The 18,714-nt window shown below is 44.3% G+C and carries 16 protein-coding genes; 7 read left to right on the forward strand and 9 right to left on the reverse strand.

Annotated features, from left to right (window positions below; translation table 11 throughout):
* Window positions 1-35: 35 nt before the first annotated feature.
* The 5 genes from aqpZ to IE104_RS13985 form a co-directional block, all read right to left on the reverse strand.
* Window positions 36-725: an aquaporin Z gene (gene aqpZ, locus IE104_RS13965; protein WP_189419558.1), complete on the reverse strand. Its 690-nt coding sequence runs from the start codon at window positions 723-725 to the stop codon at window positions 36-38.
* 263 nt (window positions 726-988) lie between these two features.
* Window positions 989-3,151, reverse strand: a complete 2,163-nt coding sequence (locus IE104_RS13970) for an ATP-binding protein (RefSeq protein ID WP_189419559.1) — start codon at window positions 3,149-3,151, stop codon at window positions 989-991.
* Window positions 3,152-3,156: 5 nt separating this feature from the next.
* Window positions 3,157-3,723, reverse strand: a complete 567-nt coding sequence (locus tag IE104_RS13975) for a biliverdin-producing heme oxygenase (protein ID WP_189419560.1) — start codon at window positions 3,721-3,723, stop codon at window positions 3,157-3,159.
* A gap of 132 nt (window positions 3,724-3,855) precedes the next feature.
* Window positions 3,856-5,253, reverse strand: a complete 1,398-nt coding sequence (locus tag IE104_RS13980) for an MATE family efflux transporter (RefSeq protein ID WP_229837936.1) — start codon at window positions 5,251-5,253, stop codon at window positions 3,856-3,858.
* Between the two features lie 103 nt (window positions 5,254-5,356).
* Window positions 5,357-5,668 (reverse strand): hypothetical protein, encoded by a 312-nt coding sequence (locus IE104_RS13985; RefSeq protein ID WP_189419561.1) that lies wholly within the window; start codon window positions 5,666-5,668, stop codon window positions 5,357-5,359.
* A gap of 172 nt (window positions 5,669-5,840) precedes the next feature.
* Between IE104_RS13985 and IE104_RS13990 the strand changes: the two genes are divergently transcribed.
* The 3 genes from IE104_RS13990 to IE104_RS14000 all read left to right on the forward strand — a co-directional run bounded on the left by IE104_RS13990 (window position 5,841) and on the right by IE104_RS14000 (window position 8,774).
* Complete coding sequence (locus IE104_RS13990) at window positions 5,841-6,635, forward strand: sulfite exporter TauE/SafE family protein (RefSeq protein WP_189419562.1); 795 nt, start codon at window positions 5,841-5,843, stop codon at window positions 6,633-6,635.
* Between the two features lie 94 nt (window positions 6,636-6,729).
* A complete protein-coding gene (locus tag IE104_RS13995) occupies window positions 6,730-7,464 on the forward strand; it encodes an ABC transporter ATP-binding protein (RefSeq protein WP_189419563.1) in 735 nt (244 codons plus the stop codon).
* A complete protein-coding gene (locus IE104_RS14000) occupies window positions 7,461-8,774 on the forward strand; it encodes a hypothetical protein (RefSeq protein WP_189419564.1) in 1,314 nt (437 codons plus the stop codon). The genes IE104_RS13995 and IE104_RS14000 overlap by 4 nt, the downstream gene beginning before the upstream one ends.
* Window positions 8,775-8,796: 22 nt before the next feature.
* On the opposite strand, the gene IE104_RS14005 is transcribed toward IE104_RS14000, so the two are convergent.
* Both IE104_RS14005 and IE104_RS14010 read right to left on the reverse strand, forming a co-directional pair.
* Window positions 8,797-9,333: a hypothetical protein gene (locus IE104_RS14005; protein WP_189419565.1), complete on the reverse strand. Its 537-nt coding sequence runs from the start codon at window positions 9,331-9,333 to the stop codon at window positions 8,797-8,799.
* A 55-nt stretch (window positions 9,334-9,388) separates the two neighbouring features.
* Entirely contained in the window at window positions 9,389-10,078 is a 690-nt protein-coding gene (locus IE104_RS14010; protein WP_189419566.1) for a YkgJ family cysteine cluster protein, read from the reverse strand.
* Between the two features lie 156 nt (window positions 10,079-10,234).
* Here IE104_RS14010 and IE104_RS14015 point away from each other — a divergent pair, with 156 nt between their 5' ends.
* Window positions 10,235-11,161 (forward strand): ROK family protein, encoded by a 927-nt coding sequence (locus IE104_RS14015; RefSeq protein ID WP_189419567.1) that lies wholly within the window; start codon window positions 10,235-10,237, stop codon window positions 11,159-11,161.
* 86 nt (window positions 11,162-11,247) lie between these two features.
* Window positions 11,248-12,438 carry an amino acid aminotransferase gene (locus IE104_RS14020; RefSeq protein ID WP_189419568.1) on the forward strand — a complete coding sequence of 397 codons (1,191 nt, stop codon included), beginning with the start codon at window positions 11,248-11,250 and terminating at the stop codon, window positions 12,436-12,438.
* A gap of 68 nt (window positions 12,439-12,506) precedes the next feature.
* Here IE104_RS14020 and IE104_RS14025 read toward each other — a convergent pair whose 3' ends face one another.
* Both IE104_RS14025 and IE104_RS14030 read right to left on the reverse strand, forming a co-directional pair.
* The gene (locus tag IE104_RS14025) at window positions 12,507-13,562 is read right to left on the reverse strand and encodes a hypothetical protein (protein ID WP_189419570.1); all 1,056 of its coding nucleotides are present in this window, start codon (window positions 13,560-13,562) and stop codon (window positions 12,507-12,509) included.
* Between the two features lie 351 nt (window positions 13,563-13,913).
* A complete protein-coding gene (locus IE104_RS14030; protein WP_189419572.1) occupies window positions 13,914-14,507 on the reverse strand; it encodes a mechanosensitive ion channel family protein in 594 nt (197 codons plus the stop codon).
* Window positions 14,508-14,671: 164 nt separating this feature from the next.
* Between IE104_RS14030 and IE104_RS14035 the strand changes: the two genes are divergently transcribed.
* Together IE104_RS14035 and IE104_RS14040 are read left to right on the forward strand one after the other, a co-directional pair.
* Window positions 14,672-15,388 carry a glycerophosphodiester phosphodiesterase gene (locus IE104_RS14035; RefSeq protein WP_189419573.1) on the forward strand — a complete coding sequence of 239 codons (717 nt, stop codon included), beginning with the start codon at window positions 14,672-14,674 and terminating at the stop codon, window positions 15,386-15,388.
* Between the two features lie 320 nt (window positions 15,389-15,708).
* Window positions 15,709-18,585: a TonB-dependent receptor plug domain-containing protein gene (locus IE104_RS14040; protein WP_229837937.1), complete on the forward strand. Its 2,877-nt coding sequence runs from the start codon at window positions 15,709-15,711 to the stop codon at window positions 18,583-18,585.
* Window positions 18,586-18,714 lie beyond the last annotated feature (129 nt).

The raw sequence follows: 18,714 nt of genomic DNA on the forward strand, positions 1-18,714 counted from the left end.
CGCGAGCCGGAGACTCACCCGGCTCGCACACATTTCTATTTATTTTCACTGCCAATAAATTTATAAATTACCGCGCCGAGCACAGCCCCAACAATCGGCGCCACCCAGAATAACCATAATTGCGCTACCGCCCAATCGCCTACAAAAACGGCAACACCCGTACTGCGTGCAGGGTTAACTGATGTGTTGGTAACGGGAATACTGATAAGGTGAATCAAGGTGAGACACAATCCAATGGCGATAGGTGCCAAGCCTTGTGGTGCGCGTTTATCGGTTGCGCCCATAATGACGATTAAAAACATCATGGTCATTACCACTTCGGTAATTAACGCGGCGTGCATGGAGTAACCGCCGGGTGAGTGCGTATCAAAACCGTTAGAGGCAAAGCCTGCTGATACATCAAAGCCTGCTTTACCGCTGGCAATTGCAAATAAAACCGCACCAGCGATTACACCACCAACAACTTGAGCAATGATGTAAGGTAATAATTCTTTAGCTGGAAAACGCCCGCCTGCCCAAAGGCCGATGGAAACTGCCGGGTTTAAATGGCAGCCTGAAATATGGCCAATCGCAAAAGCCATGGTTAAAACGGTTAAGCCAAAAGCGAGTGAAACGCCAAGCAAACCTATACCGACTTGCGGAAATGCTGCCGCTAAAACTGCGCTGCCACACCCACCTAACACTAACCAAAAAGTTCCGAATAATTCTGCAACATACTTCTTCATAAAAGCTCCTTTGCATTCGTAGATGCACCGACATTATTAATCTATCGTTTGGCAATCTTTAACTGTTTCCATTTCTGCGTGAAGCAGATAAAAACGGTTTGACTATAGGCGGATTTTGACGCCTTGCCTAGTAGGTTGTAGGAGAAGAAGTTATCAGTTTGAATCAGTGCTTTTAGGGTTTAAAAATTCTTTGTAGCCAGACGATAAGAGACGAACGGAACTCAGAAAAAGGCCGCTGAAAAAGCGGCCCTGATCAATCGACATTAAGCAGCATGCATGGGAAGGTTAATACGAAAAACAACATGCGGTTCCTGGTATTCATAAACCAGCTCACCGCCGTGACCTTTGATAATTTCATGCGAAATATACAGGCCCAACCCTAATCCTGTACGACCGCGAGTTGATGAAGATTTTTTAAAAGGCGAGAACAATCGTTCTACCACTTCTGGATCAATTTCAGGAGCTTCGTTGCGCACTTCAATAATTAAATTGTCATTATGATGTTTGGTGTTCAGATGAATCCCGGTGTTTGCGATGCAATGATGACGTGCGTTACTTAGCAAATTGCCAACAGCTTGTGCGAGCCGATCAGGGTCAAGGTGCCACATAAGTGAATCTGGCATGGTGATTTGGTAGTCAGACCCGGGGTAACCCAAACGTGTTTCGCTGATTAGATCCCTGATCATGGATGCAACATCTATATCTTTGCGTTTAATGGACAAACCAATTCCTGTTCCTATGCGGCTCATGTCGAGCACTTGTTCAATCAAGCGCTGCATGCGGCTGCTGGAGTTGCGAATAATTGTGCCCATTTTATTTTCACCGCTGGCTTGTTCAAGCAAGTGCGCCGCGATGTTGATGTTGTTTAAGGGGTCGCGCAAGTCGTGACCTAAAATAGCCATTAACTGCGTGCGAGCGCGATCAATTTCGGCGTGGCGGCGATTGCTGGAGCGCAAAAGTGCGTTCAATAATTCACGCGCAGAATCCAGTTGTATTGAATCCCAGGGAATAGATGTGTCGCGCACAACCTGTTTCCATTCTTCAAATGATCCATTAGGTGTTAAGCGTGCGCCGAGCGGGCCGGGCTTCATATCTTTTTCCGGATCGCCACCCCAATTAATTGTTTCAATTTGCTCTACGCGAAGTGCAATTAACCACCCGTTACTTGAGGGGTCAAATCGTAAGGCTAATAAGCCCACCCATTTTTTAATAGGCTCTTGCAAATTTTCTGGCCACTGGTTACGCGCTTGCCACAATACCAAGTCTTCATTATCAGTAGGTAAATTTTCGAGTATATTTTCAGCGAGCGATTGAGGGATATCGCCAAACACTTCCATTTTTTTGTTCTGGGCAACGATAAGAGCATCCGCACCTAAAACATTTTTTAATCCTTGTGCATGCAAACCTATTGCATGAGTAATGTCGTCTTCGTCTATGAGTGTTTCCATTAAAGCAGTGCGAACGCTAGTGGCGAAACGTGTAGCTTCGGTTCGCTCGTGCTCCTGAATATTCGAAACAGTTGCGGCAATAATTTGCGCAAGTACATCGCATGCCATGCGAATAGAGTAGGGAATTTGTCGCGGCGACATGTGATGGCAGGCAAGCATTCCCCACAGGCGCCCATTGATAATGATGGACACACTCATGGACGCGCCTATGCCCATATTGCGAAGATATTCAATATGAATAGGCGATACACTGCGCAACACACAATAGCTCATGTCTAGCGGTGCTTCGTCGGTTTTTCCAACCAGTGACACAGGTGTGTAGCCAATATCGGCAATGAGGCGCAGCGTGTTGAGCGTGTAAAGGCGACGCGCTTGTGCGGGAATATCACTCGCGGGATAACGTCGGCCAAGATACGAATGAAGACCGGGAGAGTGTTTTTCTGCGACTACATCACCGCTGTCATCGTGACGAAAAATGTAAGCCATAACACGATCAAAGCCGGTAAGTTTTTGCACTTCCTCAACGGCCATTTGCAACAAAGTATTAATCGATTTTTGACGTTTAAGGCGATCAATTCCGCGATGCGCTTTAAGTGCAAAGCTGGCAACTTCATCGGAAGTTTGTTCGCGTGTTTCAAATTCAATAATTACGCGATCCAAATAAGTGTGTATAACAACATCAAAAATTTTCTGATTAATTGCTGTTTCCACTGCCACGGGCGCGCTACCGGCTTCTTCCAGGTCACCCAAAAAATCTTGTAGACTTAAATAAATTTCTTCATCTAGTTTCAACGTATTTATATGTGCGCCTAAACACAACTGCAGGTTTAGCATTTCCTCGCTATTTGCACTCCAGCCTATAAGCTCTTGCGCGAGATTGAGAACGAGCATGGCTCCGTGCGGTTGAATTGAACCGGGGATGTGTATGGGTTCGCTTGCGCAATTCGCCAGTGTGGGTAACTCTTGGACGCCGTTCATAAAAATTATTCTCGATGCGGGAGTAGCATTAATAAAGCGTCAAATGCATCCCTGGCACCTGCACAAGCTAAATCGATGTGTTCATGTGTTGTAAGTTCGGTAGCCAAACAATTTAAAAATGCTGGCCAGCGCCCTGGTTGTTTTGCTTGCAAATAAAAAAGTTCGTGTGGCTTTAACCTGTCTGCAAGACGCTTGTAGAGAAACTCGCCTCCGAGTTGGGAGCCTTCAATCACGTAGCTAACGCCCCAGCGATAAGCTGCGCAATTGTCTTGCATCCAGGTGATAGGTTGCAATTTCGGAGCCATGTAGTTAGCTAAATCTTTACGAATAATATCGGTGTAACAAATAAAATCTGGTGCGCGTGGGCCTTGTGGACCATCTGAAAAATGAATTAACCAATTCTCAATGGGCTGTAGCCAAGCGGAAAGCAATTGCAAGTGTTCGAGGTAGTCCTGCCAGTCTGCATTTGGGTTCGCCAAAGGCATGGAGCTGTCCAAAATCTGGTGACGACTTTTGGTCTCTGCACGCAAACGGGTGAGCGCTAATTTAGGTGTGAGAGCTTGGCTCTGCACCTCTTGAGCATGGTCTAAATTAATAAGCCTGCTCCTGGCGCTAAAAGCTATTAAATTTATTTTAGTGAGCGTTCATAAGAACATTTTGCATAGGTAAATGCAATCAAATAGTGGGATATTAGATGCCAGCCATTAATCATTGGCTTGAGCGGGTTTATATCGTAAGACTCTTGTCGTCAAAAGTGCTGCTGCGCAAGCTAATCCCACGATAAGTGCTGTCCAAAAACCAGCAGCACCCATAGGTTCATGTAACCAGTCAGTGAAGGTAAGTACATAACCCAGCGGCAAACACACACACCAAAATGAAAATAACATAATGAACATAGGAATTTTGGTGTCTTTGTAGCCGCGCAATACGTTAATCATGGTGACCTGGGTTACATCGGCAATTTGAAAAATTGCGCCCAGTGCGAATAGTTGCGCAGCTATAACTTGTACTTCTACTTCATTGGTATACAGCGATGAAATCAGATCGCGGCCAAAAAATAAAATCGGTGCATTAATGCACGAGATCCCCAACGCAAGAAAAATTGCGCTGCGCGCTAACAAACGCGCTTTAAAATGTTCTTCTGCTCCGATTAAAAAACTCACACGAAGAGTTAATGCCATGCCCAAACTTAAGGGCACCATAAAAAATAGCGAAATAGCATTAAGTACAACCTGGTGACCAGCGATCACGTTGGGCCCTAGTGGCGATAAAAATAAAGCGATCATGCAAAACATGCTCACTTCAACAAACATGGCGAAGCCGATAGGTAATCCCAGTGTGAGTATATGTTTTATTTCCAGCCAATCAGGTTTTGCCCAATCGCCAATTAAATGGAAATTTTTATAATCTTTGTTGAGGTTTAAATAAAATAACAATGCGATGGCTGCAATCCAGTTGGAAGCTGTTGTCGCCCAGCCGCAACCAACGCCGCCCAACGCCGGAAATTGCCAATCGCCAATAGAAAAACCAAAAATAAATAAATAATTAAATGGCACATTTAAAATAGTGCTGATTAAGAAAAACACCATAATAATTTGCGTATGCCCCATACCGTCGGTAAGGCCGCGCAGGGCGTTGAGCAATAATACGGCGGGAATTCCCCAGGCGAGCGCATCTAAATATCCCTGCGCAATATCCGTTGTCTGCGCATCCAATCCCAGCAAAACAAAAATCGGGCGCACGTGGGTGAGAATAATTGCCATACAAATTGCACCCACGCAGGCAATGTACAAACCCTGCCAGGTAATAGGCATTATGCGTGAATGATTTTCTGCACCGCGATGACCAGATACCAGCGGTTGTAGCGCACTGAGTACGCCAATAAAAAACAAGAGCACAGGCCCCCAAATGCCCGTGCCAATTCCCACGGCTGCAAGATCACGTGCGCTCGCATGGCCTGCCATCATGGTGTCCACCACACCGTTGGCCATTTGTGCGAGTTGCGCAACCATAATGGGGCCACCGAGTAGCGCCAATGCTTTCCACTCTTGCAGTGTTTGCGTAATGAGATTGGGAGATGATGTTGAAGGAGATGAAATCACAAAAATTACCAAAGCGTACAACTGAAGGTGCCTGGCAATATATAGGATTAACGTAAAAAAGAAAGGCTCGCGACATGTTGTATCGGGAGCCTATGACGTGAAATTAATGGTGGACGTGATCTTTTTCGGCGCCATCTTTGGGTTTCCAATCTTTACGATCCGGGCGGCATGCAAGGGGTGATTTGTTTTCACTGTGCCGTGGTGCTTTGCAGGTGCCAGACACAATTTCGTTATCGCGGCCGGTGAACTGACATGTAGCACTTTCGACGGAATTTTTACAGGCGTCCAGTGCAGCTTGTGGCGGCTGGCGCGGGCGGTCATTTCCGCCCGGTTGGTTTGGTTCTTCGGCTGCATAAACGCTTAGGGAAGCAGCACAGGTCATGGCGGCTAGCAGGCGGGACATACGGTTGCTCATAAAAATTCCTCGTTAATTTATTGACGTTTGCAGATCCGTTGTTAATTCACGTTGCAACAACAGCGCTTCTTGATTGACATACTAAACTTCACTCCGTTCGCGTTCTCGCGTAGCATCCACATTCTTTGTGCAATTACATCGAAAACGCACAACAATTACGCAAGAGTGGGTTATGGCTGAGTTACAAAATTATCAATATGTGTTGATAGCACTGGTATTTGTGTGGAGTGGATTTGTTCGCTCGGGCTTGGGCTTTGGTGGTGCGGTTATGTCACTGCCTTTTTTGTTATTGATTGATAATCGTCCTTTGGTGTATCTGCCGATCATTGCGGTGCATCTATTATTTTTCTCGTCAATTACCGTTTGGCAAAATTACCAGAAACATCGCAAACAAAGTTTGACTGGAGCCAACGAGAGAGTAGAGAGCGGCACTATTGATTGGGCTTATTTAAAAAAGTCCATGAAAATTATGATTGTGCCTAAATTAATTGGCGTGGCGGGTTTGCTCACAATTCCCGCAAGCGTAATGACAGGTATTATCTTTTCTATTGTTTCTGTTTATGCCGTCACCTACATTTTAAATAAGCCGTTTAAAAGCACTAACCCGCTGCTGGATAAATTATTTTTAATGCTGGGTGCCTATATCAGCGGCACATCCCTTATAGGTGCGCCCCTAATTATTTCTGTGTACAGCACCCATGTTTCCAAATACCAACTGCGCGATACACTTTTTGTGCTTTGGTTTATTTTAGTTGTTATCAAAATGATTGCCTTCTTAATTGCAGGTGTTGATTTGCAATTGATTCATCACTTGTGGTTGCTGCCCTGTGCCACCGTTGGCCATTTAATAGGATTGCGCTTCCACCAAAAAATTGTGGATGGTGACCCGAAAATTTTCTATCGAGTACTTGGTGTTAGCTTGCTAAGCGTAAGTTTGATGGGCGTGGTGTCGCTATTCATAAAATAGCTTTTACATGATTTAGATAACAACGCCACAGATATGTTATAAATTCTATTTGTTCTGGCTTTGAAGAAGCCTTTATTTACTCAAAGGATGATTGATGAATAACGAACTTCACCCCACGGTAAAAATTGAAAACCTCTGTGTGCGAAAGGCGCAGCAAACTGTTTTGAATAATGTGAATTTGACCGTTCACCCTGGGCAAGTTATTGGCATTTTGGGGCATAACGGTTCTGGCAAAACGACCTTAATGGAAACTATGCTCGGCTTCTGCGAATTTACATCGGGTAAAGTTAATTTATGGGGTGTTGATGTTGATCAGTTATCCGCAACAGAAAAGCAAAAAATAGCTTATGTACCTCAGCAAGACGAATTTCCAGAAAACATGTCGGTTAAGGACTCGTTAAGTTTATACAGTTCCTTTTACACGCAATGGAATCATGATTTAGTAGAAGAACTGCTGGCTGGTTGGGACATTGATAAGAATAAAAAAATCAATCAATTGTCTGGCGGCCAAAAACAAAAGTTGTCCATTGTTCATGCATTAGCTATATCACCGGAGTTAATTGTTTTAGATGAACCTGTTGCCAGCCTGGACCCCATTGCGCGCTCGTTGTTTTTACAACAACTCACCAAACATGTGTCTGTGCAGCAACGCGCGCTGATTATTTCATCACATATAGTTGCAGACCTGGAAGGATTCATTAACACGCTGTGGTTATTAAAAGATGGGAAAGTGCAATGGGAAGGTCCTGTTGAACAAGTTGGTCAGGCTTTCGGTTTATCAGATACCGCAAGTTTAGAGCAGGTGTATCGCAAGGCGATGCATGTATGAAAATAACTACGACTTCCACATGGGTTTTATATAAAAGTTTTTTTGATGCGGTTCCAGGGCAAAAAGGTTTGATCACCATTGGTTTTTTGCTTATGGTGTTGGGATTCTTTCAGCAAGGCACAAACCATGCGGAATTGTTTACTACATCAGGTACCGCATTTTTGGTTGGATTTACTCTCATGTTTGCCGGTCCTCATTTTCGTCAGCTTGCCAGCCTTAGGCGACATAGATTATTACCTAACTTTAGAAAATATCTCATCGTTAGTTATCTGATGGCGCTAGCGTCCTTATCCATATTTTTACTTCTTGGCGTAATACTTTTAGAAAAACAAAATCTGGTCCAGCTCATTCAGCTGGAAAAAATATCGATAGGAGTAAAATGGCTATCGTTATCTAGTCTAATTCTGATTGCAAGCCTCTTTGGTTTCTTGCCGGGATACTTACGCTATCCGTTATGGTTACTGTTAATTATTTGTGTAGCTAATAGTCAGAAATTCAGTGCGATACCAATTGGGCTTTTGTTATCAGTAATTATTGCGATAGCAATAGTGGGCCTTTGTTGTTTCATTTATTTTTTTGGAATGATTAAGAAGCCGATCTTTTACACCAAAAAAACGGTCTCTTTAACAAAATATCTACCGGGGATGCATGGTAGTTTTCAAGAATCGGGTGTGACAGCAGTCGGCAGCATTTTGCTTGGAATGTCAGATGGTAATGCCTCGCGCTTTTTTCGCGCGTTCTTCACAGCATTCTTGCTCCCAATCGCATTGATTTGCTCAGTTGTGCTGACAGGTAAGTATTCAGTAGCGCAATTCTTTCAATATCCACAGTTCATATTGATAGGTTTGATGACAGGTGTAATGGTTCAGATTCATTTTGCCTTTAGCGTTCGTGCAAAAAAACGTTTTATTTGGTTGCGTGTTGGGGGAAGCCGAGCGCAAATAAATCAAATAGCACAAAAAGTATTGGCAAGAGAACGATGGGCCATGGCTTTTTGTTTTGCATTATGGTGCGTGCCTGTTGTGAGCCTTTATCCAATAACGGCGCTTTGGCTTTTAGGCGTTAGTACTCTCTTATGGTTTATGATGCTTTTTCTTGAGCAAATAATATTAACCTTAAAAGGCCAACTGACACAGCGAGCTGCATTTTATGTGTTGCTTATATTTATGGGTATTGTTGTTAGTGTTATCGCATTGGCAAACGTTCACCGCCAACCATTGATACTTTGGTTTGGTGTTGCAGCTATTTTTTCTTTGTATTCAGCACGAAAACTATTTTTAAAGCTAGATATAATTAAAAAACTCATATAATTGTTGAGGCTGCGGCCGCTTGTTAGTTTTTTGGAGTTAATTTTGGTGTCGATTCCATTCGTAATATTTCAGTTTTTACTTCACCTCTTAATCCTTTTAATTCAGCTGAAACATGATCAACATTCTCATTGGTGATTTTTAAAGTAGAACCAATATTTTTCAAATCTGATGATAGAAGATCAAATTGATTTCTGTTGATTGTTACATCTGAATTAATTTGAATATGAGACATATACATTGCCCCCACAGAACCTAGTATTGTGATAATTAAGCTTGCCATTGCGAAATTAAGAGCAGACCTTGAGGAATTTCTTGCTTCTTCAAGCTCGTCATAATCAATCAGATACTCGAGGGCTGTGAGCCTAATCTTATAAAGGTTGGGTGGCGATGTATCTAAGACAAATGCGTTATCTAAAAAATACTGAATATTAACTAGATCGTTATCTCCATACCCAAGTACTTTAAGGTGATTAGTAAGTTCCTCTTTTTTAAAACCGGATTCTTTTGTGCTTATTTGGTTTTTACCAAACTTAAGTATTTCTATGTATATACTTGCCATACTTATTTACCAATTAATTTGTAGCTGTGCTGGATAAATTTTGACTTGGATAAGCCTATTCCTCTGTATCTATAACCTCAATCGCCGTCTTAAACGCTTTCTTTCCGCGCTTGTAGCGTTTTTCAATGCTGTCATCCGCAAAAACTTCCAGCAGGGCTGTATTTAAATCGTAGGTACGGTGATCTAAACCGGAATCCATAATGGCTGCTTCAAAACCTTGTGAGAGTGCATCGCTGTAATGCGATACGTCTTCAATTAATTCTGTTGCGATACTAAAGTCGCTCGGGTTTGCATGAGAGGCTTCGCAGGCATCCACTTGTACCGCGTGAAAACTTCTGCACCGGAAAGGGCGTGCTTCATAAATACTGCATTGGTTGGCAATTAAAAAAGGGCACTTAATATTGGTGGATAAATGCTCTGTGGGCGTTAGCGTGCTAATAAGAGCAGCGTTAGCTTTTGCACTGGTTAAAATCTCGTTGCGTAATTCCAGCGCAAGATTTTTTTGCATGTGTTCACGAATGAGTAACACTTCATGTGCTTTCACTTCAACTTTGTAATAGCAGCAATAAAAGCATCCCGCTTTGCAGGCCGGTTTGGTGGGGGATTCTTCAATAGATTTAGCGATAATCTTATCGAAGCGTTGATAGGATTTTTGCAGGGGCACGATGGGCGTTTTTAATTTTTTGATGTCTACTACGGCGCGCTCGTATTCACCTACGGCGGCCTGTTCATATACGTCAGTCATGTCTTCTACCCAATGCGTAAATGTTGCTGATCAAAAATAGCACAGCCTATGGAGAGTATTTTTACCTAGGCGTCCGGTAAATTGTACATGTTTTAATTTCTGTGGTTTTGGCTCAATGTTCTACACTCTAGGCAAGCTAGTTAATGAGGTGTAGCTATGAGTCAGTCGCAAAACAATGCACAGCCGCTGTTTGGTGGGGTAGAGGCGGGTGGAACCAGGTTTATTTGTGTGCTGGCAGATTCACGTGGGTTTATTAAAGCGCGCACAGAGATTCCGACATCCTCCCCAGACACTACTTTGGCTGCTGTCCGTGATTTTTTCTTACAAAGTGCTCCCGCATTTGGCCAGCTTGCTGCATTAGGGGTAGTGAGTTTTGGTCCGTTGGATTTGGATCGTCGTTCTCCCACCTACGGGTATATCACCAAAACATCCAGGCCGGCCTGGTCGCAAATTGATCTTATCGGCTATTTCAAGCGATCACTCAATATCTTGGTTGAACTTGAAACTGAGGTGAATGGCTCGGCGGTGGGCGAGTTTACTGAAGGTGCGGGGTTGGATTGCGAAAACTTTGTTTATGTGACGGTTGGAACCGGCATAGGCGCGGGTATTTTTGCGGGCGGAAAGTTGATGCAGGGCATTAGTCATCCTGAGGTGGGGCACATGATGGTTCCGCAAGCTATGGATGATCACTTCGATAGTTGTTGTCCGTTCCATACCCACTGTTTGGAAGGGCTGGCATCGGGAACCGCTATTCACAAACGTTGGCAAACGCATCCCAAACACCTGCCGCCGGATCATCTGGCGTGGGATATAGAGGCCTATTATTTGGCGGTGATGTGCGTAAACCTGACGTGGATGTATGCGCCGGAAAAAATCATTTTTGGTGGAGGCGTGATGTCGCGCGATTTCCTATACCCGAAAATCCGCGCCAACCTTAAGCACATGCTTAATGGTTACGCCCACGATGTGGTGTTAAAAGATATGAATAGCTACATTATTCCTACAGTATTAGGGGGAAACGCAGGTATAACCGGAGCGCTGTCCTTGGCACGAAGAGCTTATTTGGAAGCGCGTAATTCCTAGCCATTTAGAGGCGTATGTCTAGGGTCGAGTTGCTTTGTCTGTGTATAATCGCGCACTTTCAAAGCCACTCATATCTGGATTCCGCCATGTTTGAAACTCTGCCTTTATTGCCTAATGACCCAATCCTCGGTTTAAGTATTGCTTACGCTAAAGACACCAATCCATCCAAGGTGGATTTGGGCGTGGGCGTTTATAAAAACGATGCGGGTGTAACGCCGATTATGGCGGCGGTTGCAGAAGCAGAAAAAATTCGTTTCAAGCAAGAAACGAGTAAGGCATACACACCGCCGGCGGGTTACCCCGGTGCTAACGAAGCTTCTACCAAGCTTGTGTTTGGTGAAGGCCATCCTGCTGTTGAGGCTAACCGCGTCCGTACCGTACAAACGCCGGGCGGTTGCGGTGCGCTACGTGTTGCAGCGGAATTAATTCAACGCGCCAAACCCGGCTCAAATTTGTGGGTGAGTATTCCAACCTGGGCGAACCATATTCCATTGCTCGGCAGCGCTGGTTTAAAACTGCGTGAATATCCTTACTACGATTACGCGTCGCACAGCATTAATTTCACCGCAATGATGGATACATTAAAACAAGTGCCGCGCGGCGACTTGGTTTTATTGCACGCTTGCTGCCACAACCCCAGCGGCGCAGATTTAACGCGTGCCCAATGGGATCAAGTTGCAGATTTGTGTGAAGCCAATGGCTTAATTCCATTTGTAGATATGGCTTACCAAGGCTTTGGCGAAGGGTTGGAAGAAGATACCTACGGTTTGCGCATGTTATCTGCGCGTTTGCCAGAAGTGATCGTTGCAACTTCCTTTTCCAAAAATTTTGGTTTGTATCGCGAGCGTACTGCTGCCTTGAGTTTTGTCTTTGCTGATGAATCACAAGCTAACGCAGGTTTGAGTAATTTATTAAGTGTTGCTCGCTCAATCTATTCCATGCCACCTGCCCACGGTGCTGCATTGGTTGATATTATTTTGCACAGCAACGAATTAACTAAAGTATGGAGCGATGAGTTAACGACTATGCGTGAACGTATCGCCGGTTTGCGGGTGGACCTGGTGCAATCGTTAAATCAATTGCAATCGCAACGCGATTTTAGTTTTATCGCCAATGAGCGCGGCATGTTTTCGTTTTTGGGGTTGAGTGTTGAGCAAGTGCACAAACTAAAAAATGATTTTAGTATTTATATGACCGACACAAGCCGCATCAGTGTGGCGGGTTTGACTAAAGAAAAAATGGACTATGTAAGCAAGGCGATTGTGTCTGTGCTTTAATCGTTTAAATAAAAAAGCCCACATCATTTTCTGGTGTGGGCTTTTTTATTGTGTTTTTATTGCTTTTTTTATTTCAATACAAATTCGATTTTTTTGACGTTAACATCCATTTCTTTAAATGTCTCAGGTACGCTGGCGCTCCAGTTGGATATATTGCCGCGCAGAACATTTCCTGTTTTTGTTTCGCCCACTACCAATAGGCCCTTAATCACGGCATTTGCTAAATCTTCCGCCTTTTTGGGTGTTCGAACGTAGTTGGTTTCGGAATAGTAATTAATGCTATCCATTTTTATTACCACCCTAATCCATTTATCGCCATAAAGCGCTTGGTCGATTTCAATAATATCGGCAGCATTTAGTGATGCGCCATCATAAAGCGTAAAACCTATATTCACTTTACTGGCATCCACATTTTTAATATTACTTTCTGCCGTGTAAGTGCTATAGGTGTCAAGCAATGTTTTCTGTGTGGGGATGGAAGTTCTTGCTGTATTAATTTTTAAATCCACAACGATCGAATCCACTTTTCCAAAGGTAATGTTTTTGGTCGCTATGTGATGTTCAAAGCCGTTAGCGTGCTGGTGATCCCAATCTGCATATTTTTTTACCAACACCATATTCAAGGTGTCCACATTATTACACTCGCTGTTGGCTTTCCCTGAACTCGGGTTATTGTAATCACTTGCTGCCAGCTTGGTGTTTTTCCATTCAGTCGCACTACCATTTGTTACATGGTTCCAGCCCGTTAGATTAACTAGCGCTTGATTCTGTTTGGCTGAATCATAGTCGGCAAATAGGCTGGTGGCATTGGTTGCCAAGCTGATATTTTTTCCGCAATTCTCCAGGGTATAAATAGTATGCGTGGTGTGATATTCGCCGAGAATTTGGTTTTCAGTGTCTTTGTCTGGCACGGCAGATGATGAGCTGCTTGCAACTGAACTGCTGCTAGACGAAGAACTGCTACTGGATGTGGAAGAACTGCTGCTTGATGGTAACGGCGACGAGCTGCTTGTTTCTGAAGGTGTAGGGGCAGGCGTAGATGAGCCACCACCTCCGCCTCCACAGGCGGTAACTGATAATGAGAGAGCGAAGAGTAGGCAAAAGCTAATTTGGTTTTTTTTCATAGCGCATCCGTGAAAATTGTTGTTTATTGTAATAACCACCGGGGTTTTCCCGCGCGAAATATAGCGAGAGCAATGCAATGCGTAAAATACGCTGTACCAAGTTCGGACAAATAGCAAAAAAGCATTACAAATGATGAGAGTTTTAGGACGGGGCATTTAATTTAAATGATGCGAATCATGCGCAATCATTTCATATCATCAAATATGATGTCCCATGATATGTTTTTTATTGGGAGCATCTTCAATCACCTGCAGCCTATTGTTTAACAACATAGTCATAATGATAATCACATCCCATGGAAACAAAAAAGGCGAGCATTTAGCTCGCCTTTAGTATTTATTCAATATTGATTAATCGCGCACTGTTTTCAGGCCTTTAAAATAATCCGTTGCAGGTTTCTCTACGGCTTCGATTTCATCAGTTTCATTTTCAACGGGCTTTGCATAAGGTTGTTCAATCTTAATCACAGCTTTTTGCAGCAGCATTGAGTTTGGGTAGGTAATTAAATTGCCATCGTCGCGGCGCAGTATCACATGGAACATACTGATTTCTTCAATTAGGCCACACATGTCATCGTCTTTGTCGGCAATTTTAATGCGATCACCAATACGATAAGGGAAGCCGAAAAAAATAATCATACTCGCGGTAATGTTGCTGAGGATTGACCACTGCGCGAATAAACCAACGCCGACTACGGCGAATATCGACGATAGAAAAACCGAGACTTCGCTATAGCCGAGGCCAAGCAGTAAACACATGATGACTATGCAACAAAACACCATACCGATATTCATCAGTTTGGTAATGTAAGGCACTCGTCCGTCACCCAGTGCTTTGCGCACACTCACATCGTGAATGATTTTGTCTAATAATCGTGACGCTAAATAAAACACCACAATGCAAGTACATGCTAATAAGAGTTTTGTGGTTAGGCTTTCGCTCATAATTTTTTCGTCAATGGTATATAGGGATAACACGGAAAAACTCTACTCTCTGAATGTCTTTTAAACGGGAATTGCTGAAGCCGGGTGGCGCTGCCATACTCTTTGCAGTTGCGCGAAATGAGCGTGCAGTATAAAACCTTTAATCTGAATGTGTTGTGAATTATATGTCAAAGATGACCTGCATTGCCCATCGTGGCGGCCCCTTAATGAACAATCAACCGCTTCCCGAAAATAGCCTTGCTGCAATAGCGCGTGCTTTGGATGCAGGGGTCGATGCTGTCGAGATCGACATTTACCAGGTTGAAGGCGAGCTGCTGGTCACTCACGATCGCCGCTTGGGGCGTGTGGTGTCGGGGCAGGGGATTATCACCGATTTGCCCTTGGCTTATCTGCGCGAACAAAAACTGGAAAATGGCGAATTACTACCCACTTTGCGTGATGTCTTGGCTCTGGTAAAAGATCGCGCTCTGTTAAATATCGAAATCAAAGGTTTGAATTGCGTGCCGACCTTGAAGCAACAGCTTGAGGCTTTTGCGCATGATCATCAGTTGGGGCTTGATCATTACATAGTGTCCAGCTTTGATCATCAGCAATTGTTTGAATCCTTACAGCTGATACCCGCAATTAAACGCGCAGCCTTGATTGAAGGTATTCCGCTCGATTATGCGCAGTGTTGCGAGCCTCTTAAGGCTTACGCTTTTAATACTCACCTTAGTTTTATTACCCCAAACCTGATTGACGATGCACGTAAACGAGGCCTGAAAAATTGGGTTTATACCGTTAACCACGAGGATGATTGGGCTTGGTTAGCCCAATTGGGGGTGGACGGAGTGTTCACCGACAAGCCGGATCGCTTACAAAACTTTACGTTAACTCACTGATTTATAAGATCTTTGTTTATAATCATACAAAAAACCTTTCAGAAGTGCTTGGTCTGGAGGTTTTTTTTTGATATTGTTTTGGTAGCGCAACCATTTAAGGGGTATGGTAATTGCCGATTTTTTGGATAAACCGCTAAAGAGGATTTTAGCGTCATCCGATTTTTTGCAATTTATCGAGGTTGTGTTTCCAGTTTGAATGCTGTTTTGGGGTTTGATCGAATGGATAAGGGAGAGCCCCTTTTTTTGGCCATCGAATGGTAGCGCAAACATCTGGAAACAGGTGGCGCGAACTAACAATAAAAATTTTGGAGAATTATGAGATGAATGCAGAAATACAATTCAAGCGTAAGCTTTTGCCTGCCTGTATGGCACTAGCGACTCTGTCCTTTGGTCTTCAGGCCTTCGCACAGGAAAAAGCAGATGACACCGCAGTTACAGAGGTAACTGTTACAGGTTCACGTATTGTTTCGAGTAGCTTTACACAGCCTACTCCAACAACTTCAATGACTGTTGAAGATATTCAAAAGTCTGCACAGCCCAACGTATTCGCGGCTATTGCTCAATTGCCATCATTGCAAGGTAGCGCCAGTACTCAGGCGATGACCTACAGTACCAGTAGTGGTTTGCAAGGGTTGAGCTCTTTCGGTCTCCGCGGCTTGGGTACTATCCGCACCTTGACATTGTTGGATGGTCAACGTGTTGTTGGCGCTAACGTGACTGGCGTTACCGACGTAAGCCAGTTCCCACAATTGTTGATCAAGAGCGTAGATGTGGTAACCGGTGGTGCTTCTGCATCTTACGGTTCTGACGCTGTTGGTGGTGTGGTGAACTTCATTACCGATAAACGCTTTGAGGGCGTGAAAGGTAATATCCAGGCTGGTCAATCAACCTACGCTGACAACGAAGGTGTTCTCGGTCAAATCGCGTGGGGCGGTAGTTTCATGGATGACAGATTGCACATTCAATTGAGCGGTGAACACGGTAAAGAAGACGGTATTCCGCCAGGTGATTTCGGTTTGGAAGGTCCAGGTGGTCGTGATTGGTACACCGGTGCTGAAATTGCAAACCGTCAAATTAGTGAAACTACTGACGGCAAGCCACAACGTTATTTGATAGACCGTGCGCAAAATAATCAATATGCGAAATATGGTTTGATTACCGCTGGCCCTTTGAAAGGTATAGCTTTTGGTGAAAACGGTGAGCCATACCAGTTCCAATACGGTAAAAACTGTATTTCTAACCTCTGTGAAGGTGGTGATTTAAGCGGTTTGAACAGCGGTGGCAAAAGCTTGGCATCGGCTATTGAGCGTAACGTAGGCTATGCCCGTATTGGTTTCGATGTGGACGAAAACAACGAAATTTACGCCACTATCAACAAGGCGCGTGTTACGTCAGTTAACTACCCAATTTTGGGTGCGGCTAAAAACGCTAACTTGACCATGCAGTGCGACAACCCTTATCTACCTGCTTCCGTTAAAGCAGCTTGCGCGGCTAACAACATTACTTCATTCCAATACGGTACTGTGAACGCGCAAATCGAACCGCGCCAAAACGTTCACCCAGTGCGTGAGCAAGAGCGTATCGTAGTAGGTGCTAACGGCAAGTTCAGTGCATTTGATACTGACTGGAGTTATGACACTTATTATCAATACGGCAGAAACGTAACTGACCTTAAAGTTCACGACATTATGCTGAATAACCGCTACAACGCGGCTATTGATGCCGTCGCTGGGCCAAACGGTACTATCGTTTGTCGCAACACTGCGGCGCGAGCAGCCGGCTGTGTGCCAATGAACATTTTTGGCAACGTAGCACCGTCAGCAGCTTCTTACGCTTATGTATTCCCGGAAAATGGCCCGCATCAGCATTCTCCACAAATGCAAAACGTAGCCAGCTTCAACATTTCGGGTGAGCCATTCTCTTCATGGGCGGGCCCAATCGGTATCGCGACTGGTTTGGAATACCGTAAAGAGCAGTACATCGTAACAGGTGATCCATACGGTAACGGTAACCGTCCAGAAAGCCCAAATAACGCGGATTATCCAGCTGACCCAGTGTTAACAAACCCAATTGGTAACCACTGGTTTGCAGGTAACTATCACTGGGCTAAAGGCGAGTACGACGTAAAAGAAGCTTACCTTGAAGCAAACGTGCCCATTCTCGATTCCGATACCATGGGTGAAGCTAACGTCAACATGGCGGTTCGCGGTACTGATTACAGTACTGCAGGTAATGTAGATACCTGGAAGCTGGGTGCAACCTGGAAAACGCCTGTAAGCGGTCTTCGTTTCCGTGCGGTAAGCTCAAAAGACGTTCGTGCACCAAACTTGAGTGAACTGTTTGCTGCCGAGGTTGTGATTAACGGTACCGTTAACTACAACGGTACCAATATCACTGTTCAGCAACGCACCGTGGGTAACCCTGATCTACGTGTAGAAGAAGCGCGCAACAACGAGTTTGGTATTGTTCTTTCTCAACCAGATTGGGCGCCAGGCTTGAGCCTTTCTTTCGACTATTTCGATATCAAAGTTGACGACGTAATCGGTACTCTGGGCGCTCAACAAGAAGTTGATTTGTGTAAAGAAGGTAACCAAGATCTGTGTAAAGCCATGTTGCTGACTAGTACTGTGCCGAACACCAACTACGTTCGCCTGCAGCCGTTTAACCTGGCAACTATGCACACTAAAGGTTATGACATTGAAGCGTCTTACCGTATGACTATTGGTGATGGCACTTTGACCTTGCGTGCGTTGGGAACCCACAATATCAGCTTCATCACTGAATCTGGTCTACCGAATACCATTCCTACCGATGCGGCAGGTGTGAACGTTGGTAGTACTCCAGATTGGAAAGTAATGGCTGTTCAAAGCTGGGATACCGACAAATGGGGTGTTAGCTTGACCGAACACTGGATCAGCGATGGTGTTTTCAACAACGAAGTGATTGTGTGTCAAACTGGCTGCCCAGTGAGTACAGTTACTCATCCGACAGCAGCATTCAACCATATGGACGGCACCTTGCGTTTCGATTTGGGTGCTAACTACAAGTTGACTGACAACTTTACTCTGTACGGCAAGATCGACAACTTGTTGAATAAAGATCCAGCTGTATCACCTGGTACAGGTACTGTTGCTAACCCAATGATTTATGATTTGATTGGTCGTATGTATCGCGTAGGTTTGCGCTTCCAGTTCTAATTGCAAACCAACAGGTCTCACTTAAGGAAGATGAGGCTAGATAAATCCAAATCGCCATCTTTGTAAAAAGGTGGCGATTTTTTTTTTGCCTATTTAACCTTATGGATAACCGAGCTATACATAGATGAA

The sequence above is a fragment of the Cellvibrio zantedeschiae genome, assembly GCF_014652535.1.
Classification (GTDB): domain Bacteria; phylum Pseudomonadota; class Gammaproteobacteria; order Pseudomonadales; family Cellvibrionaceae; genus Cellvibrio; species Cellvibrio zantedeschiae.